Annotated in this window: 9 protein-coding genes; 6 read left to right on the top strand and 3 right to left on the bottom strand. The window is 71.4% G+C overall.

Annotated features, from left to right (window positions below; genetic code table 11):
- Positions 1-95: 95 nt before the first annotated feature.
- Positions 96-1,097 carry a porphobilinogen synthase gene (gene hemB, locus AAT21_RS38225; protein ID WP_046779390.1) on the top strand — a complete coding sequence of 334 codons (1,002 nt, stop codon included), beginning with the start codon at positions 96-98 and terminating at the stop codon, positions 1,095-1,097.
- A gap of 13 nt (positions 1,098-1,110) precedes the next feature.
- Here the strand turns inward: hemB and AAT21_RS26375 are convergent, their stop codons facing one another.
- Positions 1,111-1,497: a hypothetical protein gene (locus tag AAT21_RS26375; protein ID WP_046779389.1), complete on the bottom strand. Its 387-nt coding sequence runs from the start codon at positions 1,495-1,497 to the stop codon at positions 1,111-1,113.
- Positions 1,498-1,621: 124 nt separating this feature from the next.
- On the opposite strand from AAT21_RS26375, the gene AAT21_RS26370 reads away from it, so the two are divergent.
- The 4 genes from AAT21_RS26370 (at position 1,622) to AAT21_RS26355 (ending at position 3,739) form a co-directional block, all read left to right on the top strand.
- Entirely contained in the window at positions 1,622-2,227 is a 606-nt protein-coding gene (locus tag AAT21_RS26370) for a hypothetical protein (RefSeq protein ID WP_046779388.1), read from the top strand.
- 70 nt (positions 2,228-2,297) lie between these two features.
- A complete protein-coding gene (locus tag AAT21_RS26365; RefSeq protein WP_030851862.1) occupies positions 2,298-2,597 on the top strand; it encodes an RNase A-like domain-containing protein in 300 nt (99 codons plus the stop codon).
- Positions 2,598-2,609: 12 nt separating this feature from the next.
- On the top strand, positions 2,610-3,266 hold the full coding sequence (locus AAT21_RS26360) for a contact-dependent growth inhibition system immunity protein (RefSeq protein WP_046779387.1): 657 nt from the start codon (positions 2,610-2,612) through the stop codon (positions 3,264-3,266).
- A 200-nt stretch (positions 3,267-3,466) separates the two neighbouring features.
- Positions 3,467-3,739 (top strand): DUF1876 domain-containing protein, encoded by a 273-nt coding sequence (locus AAT21_RS26355; RefSeq protein ID WP_030851867.1) that lies wholly within the window; start codon positions 3,467-3,469, stop codon positions 3,737-3,739.
- A gap of 47 nt (positions 3,740-3,786) precedes the next feature.
- Here AAT21_RS26355 and AAT21_RS26350 read toward each other — a convergent pair whose 3' ends face one another.
- On the bottom strand, positions 3,787-4,533 hold the full coding sequence (locus tag AAT21_RS26350) for an ABC transporter permease (protein ID WP_107081395.1): 747 nt from the start codon (positions 4,531-4,533) through the stop codon (positions 3,787-3,789).
- Positions 4,534-4,538: 5 nt separating this feature from the next.
- Positions 4,539-5,474, bottom strand: a complete 936-nt coding sequence (locus AAT21_RS26345; protein WP_046779385.1) for an ABC transporter ATP-binding protein — start codon at positions 5,472-5,474, stop codon at positions 4,539-4,541.
- A 104-nt stretch (positions 5,475-5,578) separates the two neighbouring features.
- Here AAT21_RS26345 and AAT21_RS26340 point away from each other — a divergent pair, with 104 nt between their 5' ends.
- The gene (locus tag AAT21_RS26340; RefSeq protein WP_046779384.1) at positions 5,579-6,379 is read left to right on the top strand and encodes a TetR/AcrR family transcriptional regulator; all 801 of its coding nucleotides are present in this window, start codon (positions 5,579-5,581) and stop codon (positions 6,377-6,379) included.
- Positions 6,380-6,389: the final 10 nt, after the last annotated feature.

Here is a 6,389-nt window from a genome sequence, read left to right as displayed (position 1 = left end):
GGGCGGCGCGGTCGGGGCGGTCCGGGCGGGCGGGCCGCCGGACGGGCTCTAGGCTGGTTGCGACTGCTGTCGATGCTCGAAGAGGCGACTGGAACATGAGCGCGTACGGATCCTTCCCCGGTTCGCGGCCCCGCCGGCTGCGCACCACCCCGGCGATGCGGCGGATGGTCGCGGAGAACCGGCTGCACCCCTCGGACCTGATCCTCCCGGCCTTCGTGCGCGAGGGCATCAGCGAGCCCCTCGCCATCTCGGCCATGCCGGGCGTGGTCCAGCACACCCGGGACACGCTGCGGAAGGCGGCCGTGGAAGCGGTCGAGGCGGGCGTCGCGGGCATCATGCTCTTCGGCGTCCCGGCCGACGAGAACAAGGACGGGCGCGGTACGGCGGGCACCGAGCCGGACGGCATCCTCCAGGTCGCGATCCGCGACGTGAAGGCCGAGGTCGGAGACGACCTGGTGATCATGTCGGACCTGTGCCTCGACGAGTACACCGACCACGGCCACTGTGGCGTCCTCGACGAGCACGGCCGCGTCGACAACGACGCGACGCTGGAGCGCTACGCCGAGATGGCGCAGGTCCAGGCGGACGCTGGCGTCCACGTGGTCGGCCCCAGCGGAATGATGGACGGCCAGGTCGGCGTCATCCGCGACGCCCTCGACGAGACCGGGCACGAGGACGTCTCGATCCTCGCCTACACGGCGAAGTACACCTCCGCCTTCTACGGCCCCTTCCGCGAGGCCGTCGCCTCCTCCCTCCAGGGCGACCGCAAGACGTACCAGCAGGACCCGGCGAACGCCCGCGAGTCCCTGCGGGAGCTGGCCCTCGACCTGGAGGAGGGCGCCGACATGGTGATGGTCAAGCCGGCCGGCCCCTACCTCGACATCCTGTACCGGGTCGCGGAGGCCGTGGACGTACCGGTGGCGGCGTACCAGATCAGCGGCGAGTTCGCGATGATCGAGGCGGCCGCGGAGAAGGGCTGGATCGAGCGCGACCGGGCCATCCTGGAGACCCTGCTCGGCATCAAGCGCGCGGGCGCGGACACGATCCTCACCTACTGGGCGACCGAGGTCGCGGGCTGGCTGCGCGAGGCCCGCTGACGCTCCTTTCGCCCTACGGCCAGTCGACGAGGCCGTGGAAGACGATGAAGTCGAAGACGACGGCGGCCGGGGCGATCACGGCCGGCCACACCCTGGCGGCGGCATTGCCCCGCCGCCAGGGCAGCGCCCACGCGGAGAGCAGCACGACCAGGACCACCACCAGGCCGAACCCGAAGACGGGGAAGGCGAGCTTGTAGGAGTCGTCGAACCGGTCGCTCACCGCACCCCCGCAGGAGTCGCAGGCCATCGGAGCCAGCCCGACGAAGAAGAACGCGACGGCCGCCATCGGCAGCGTCAGCAGGGTCGAGACGAGCGGCGCGACGAACGCGCGCGGATGCCGGTCGGTGCCGCTGTCCGGGGTCGGGGCCGTGGCCGGGTCCGGGGCCGTGGTCGGGTTCATGCCTCCAGTGAACTCCGCGACAGAACGGCGAACATGAGTGCGCGTACTCAGGTGCGCGGCGCGGAGGTCTGTGAACCTCATAGGCATACGTGCGCACTTGGCACGTCGTACCGAGAGGTTCTGTATGCAGGATGAACACCTGTCCGTTGCCGACCAGGCGTCCTGGGAAGGGGCGATCCGGCACCTGTACGAGGACGGGTTCGCGTTCATCGCCACCGGTCCGCGCCAGCACGAGGACTGGCGGGCCGACGTGCTCGCCGTCATGGAACGCGCCGTCCCCGATCCGCGCGGATGGGCGGGGATCGACCCGATCGCGCACGAACGCACTGCGGAGCACCCCGCCGTCCCGTTCTGCCGCCCGGCCTTTAGGGACGATCCGTTGCGCCCGCTCACCCCGGCCGACGTCGGGGAACGGCTGTACGAGATTGACCGTGCGAGCGCCGAGAATCTCCTGCTCGCACTCACAGACGACGGCTGCACCCTGCGGAACCTCGAAAGATTTAGTGAGAGCTTCGACGAGCTGCAGGAAATGGCTCGCACCATTCTCGGCCGCTACGGGGACACATTCACCTGTCACAGCAACCTCAGCCAAGCCAGGCGCACAGGCAAGCTGGACTTCGGGGGGAAATCCATCGGCTGGACGCCGATGACCTTCTACGGGGAGGACTGCGGCCTGGTCGTCGTCTCCGGCACTGAGGTCGGGCTGTTCTGGGCATTCGGCGACATCTGAGCCCGCGAGGCCCCCTCGTGCCTACCTCAGTGCCTTCTGGCCGTTCAACGCGAATTGAGACAATGATCCGATGCTGACCCGATCCGCCACCTACCCCGACCGGGAGACCGCACAGTGGGCCACCCAGCAGGTGGTGACCGCCAATGAGCAGGTCATCCACCGCTGGCTCGCCCAGGGAACGCGGGCCCGACTCACCATCGAGGCCGCCTGGCCGTCCCGTGAGGAGCCCGTCGGCCGGGTGCAGTTGGAGGCCATGCTCCTTGCCGGACAGGGGCCCGTCGACGTCCGCGCCGCCCGCGTCGTCCTGCGTCGTGAGGCGGACAGCCCATACGGATTCGTCGTCCAGACCACCGTCCCGTTCTACCTGTAGAGGCAACCGACCGTGCCCATGAAGCCCCTCGAACACGACCGGCGCTACGGCGAGCTCGATCAGGTGATGCGCGCCTACCTCGGCCAGCAGGGGGAGGACACGGCCGAGCGTCGCAGCCCTGCGCTGGACGCCTATCTGCGCCACACCTGGCACACCCGCCCCTGGGCGATCGCGGAGGCGGAGCGCCAGCTGCGCGAGTACAGCCGGAATCCTCCGGGGCGTCTGCGGATCGACCTCGGCGAGTTCTACGCCGTCCCCGACGTAGGGATTCCGCAGGCCGCGATCGGCGACTGGCTGCTCGTGCTCGCCGACCACCTCAAGCAGAGCGTCGAGGACGGCGAGGTGCCCCCGCCGGCGATCCCGCAGACGCACTGGGAGTGGCACGCGCGGTTCCCGGAGGCCGCCCAGCTGCTGGGCGGCTGGTTCTCGCAGGACATCGTCGAAGAGTTCCCCGACCACGAGGCTGCGGTCGCGGACTACGCCGCCACCACCGACCCGCAGCTCGTCGCCCGTCTTGTCGGTGAGCTCCACGAGCTGATCGCCCTCCCGCTGGACGAGGGGGACTACGCCCTGGCCGCGGCGGAACTCGGCATGGAGGTCAACCCGCCCGAGCCGTTCTCGTACGGGGCGTGGTTCCAGTCGGTGGCGACCAGCCTGGCCGGCGGCTGACCCGCCCGAAGAACCGCCGTACGCGGCTCTGATGCTGCCCGGCCGTACCGCCGCCCCCGTGCCGCCGCCCCGCCGATTTCGCCCGGCCCCGGCCCGCCCCCGCCCCCGCCCCTGCCCGTCGGCCCGGTGTGGTTCCGGTCGCGTTCGTCGGGGCGTGGGCGCACTCTGGAGGGAAGGGTGACCCCTGGAGGTGATGCACCATGGCCACGCTCGTCGGGTGGCATGTGGAGCTCGAATTCACCGAGGAGGGCCACCGCACCAGTGCGGCGGCCCTGGTACGGCTCGGGGACGGCTCCGAGATCAGGGCGCGAGGCTATGCCTTGCGTCATCCCTCCGACCCGGAGCAGATGAGGGTCGGGGAGGAGATCGCGGGCGCGCGTGCGCTCATGGATCTCTCGCAGCAGCTGTTGCAGAAGGCCCACTCGGAGATCGACGAGGCGACGGGCCGTCATTCCTACCCGCTCAACCGCTGAGCGGCGGGCGGACCACCGGCCCGCTGAGGGGCTCCTGCCGGAGCCGCTCAGCGGGTCCTGCTGCGGAACAGGACGGCCGCCAGGGCCACGGCCGCGGCCGTGATGCCCGCGCACCAGGCCAGGGCCGTCCAGGGGGCGCTTCCGGCGGGCTGCGCGAGGAGCAGCGCGCGCAGGGATTCGATCACCGGGGTGAGCGGCTGGTGCTCGGCGAAGGCGTGCAGCCAGCCGGGCATGGTCTCGATGGGGACGAAGGCGCTGGACGGGTACGGCAGGAACATCATCAGGAAGGTGAAGCCGCCCGCCGCCTCCGGCGTCTGCGCGAGCAGCCCGAGTGCGGCGGCCAGCCACGAGATCGCCGTGATGTACGCGAGGAGCAGGCCGACCGCGGCGAGGAAGGCGGCCGGTCCGGCCTGGGGCCGGAAGCCGATGGCGATGGCGACGGCGAGGACCAGGGTGGTGGAGAGCAGGTTGCGCAGGACGGAGGCGGTGACGTGTCCCGCCAGGATGGGGATGCCGCCGATGTCGAGCGTGCGGAAGCGGTCGATGACGCCGCTGCGCATGTCGTCGGCGACGCTGACGGCGGTGGAGGCCGCGCCGAAGCCGGCGCAGAGCAGCATGGCGCCGGGGACCACGTACGTCACGTACTCCGTCCCGGTGTCGATGGCCCCGCCGAAGAAGTAGACGAAGATCAGCATCAGCATCACGGGCAGCATCAGCGCGGTGATCAGCGCGTCGGGCTGCCGGCTGCTGATGCGCAGGCTGCGGCCGGCCAGGGTGAGGGCGCTCACGGGCATGGCGGTCATCGGTCGGCTCCCGTCAGGGTGAGGAACACGTCGTCGAGGGTGGCGGTGCGGACGGCGAAGCGGTCCACGGCGGTGCGGTCCGGGTCGAGTTCGTCGAGCAGGGCGCGTACGTGGGCGGCGCTCCCGTCGGTGGTGACACCGAGGGTGAGGTCGTCCGGGGCGAGGTGGACGGCGCGCGGGGCCAGGGCCTCGTAGGCGGCCTGCGTGGTGAGGGTGAGGTCGAGCCGGTGGCCCGCGACGCGGGCCTTGAGCTCGCCGGGCGTGCCCTCGGCGGCGATCCGTCCGTCGGCAAGGACGACGACGCGGTCGGCGAGCCGGTCGGCCTCCTCCAGGTACTGCGTGGTGAGCAGCACGGTCGTGCCGTCGGCGCGCAGTTCCCGTACGAGTTCCCACAGGTCCTGGCGGCTGCGCGGGTCGAGCCCGGTGGTCGGCTCGTCGAGGAAGATCACCTCGGGTCGGGAGACGAGGCTCGCGGCGAGGTCGAGGCGGCGTCGCATGCCGCCCGAGTACGTCTTGGCGGTGCGGGCGGCGGCGTCGGTGAGCCCGAAGCGGGTGAGGAGCTCGTCGGCGCGGGCGCGGGCGGCGCGCGGGGAGAGGCCACAGAGCCGGCCCATCATGCGGAGCGTTTCGGCACCGGTCTGGAGTTCGTCGACGGCCGCGAACTGTCCGGTGAGGCTGATGCGTTCGCGGACGCGCGCCGGGGCGGTGGCGGTGTCGTGGCCGACGACGCGGGCGGTGCCGGCGTCGGGCGCGGTGAGGGTGGTGAGGATCCGGACGGTGGTGGTCTTCCCGGCGCCGTTGGGGCCGAGGAGGGCGAGGACGCTGCCGCGGGGGACGGCGAGGTCGATGCCGTCGAGGACGCGGACGTCGCCGTAGGACTTGGTCAGTCCGGTGGCGTGGATGCCGAGGGCGGCGGAGGCGTGCGTGGTCATGAGGGGAGGTGCTCCCTTCGCGGGGGCTTCTGCGTATGCCTTACGCTCTTCTGTGTAAGTAATACACAGAACTAGGATGGGGGTCAATCGAGGAGTGGGCGGTCATGGCGGACGAGGACGACGCGGGCGGCGAGGGCAGCGTTACCGGGCTCCCGGCGAGCCTGGAGATGGCCTGGGGGCTTCGCGAACGCCCCGGCAAGGGGCCGCGCCCCACGCTCACGCTGCCGCGCATCGTGGAGACGGCCGTGACGCTGGCCGCCGGTGAGGGCATGGACGCCGTTTCCATGGGCCGGGTGGCCAAGGAGCTGGGCGTCTCCACGATGTCCCTCTACCGGTACGTCACGGCGAAGGAGGAGCTCTACATCCTGATGTCGGACGCGGGCGTCGGTGCCCCGCCGGCACTGCCGCCGGAGGCGGAGGGGTGGGGCTGGCGCGAGCTGGTGACCCAGTGGGCGTACGCGCAGCGGGCCGTGCTGATGGCCAACTCCTGGATCCTGCGCATCCCGATCACCGGGGCCCCGGTCAGCCCGAACCAGCTGGCCTGGATGGAACGCGGGCTCGCGGCGCTGGCCGGCACGGGCCTGACCGAGGGCGAGAAGATCTCGACGATCATCCTGATCGGCGGTCTGGTCCGTAACGAGGCGACGATGGCGGCCGACATGATGGACGCCATCGTGAAGTCGGGCGTTTCACCGGACCAGGTCATGGGCCAGTACGTGCGCACGCTGCGGCTGATGACCGGCCCGGACACCCACCCGGCGGTGACGCGGCTGCTGGAGTCGGACGCCTTCACGGGATCGGACGAACCGGACTTCCAGTTCGGCTTCGGCCTCGGCCGCATCCTGGACGGCCTGGCGGCGCTGGTCGAGGGCCGACAGGCCGTCCAGGACGGGGCCGAGGCCTGACGGCGCGGCG

Origin of the sequence: Streptomyces yangpuensis, from assembly GCF_001005295.1 — a bacterium.
GTDB classification, from domain to species: domain Bacteria; phylum Actinomycetota; class Actinomycetes; order Streptomycetales; family Streptomycetaceae; genus Streptomyces; species Streptomyces yangpuensis.
This window is presented reverse-complemented; position numbering and strand designations above follow the sequence as displayed.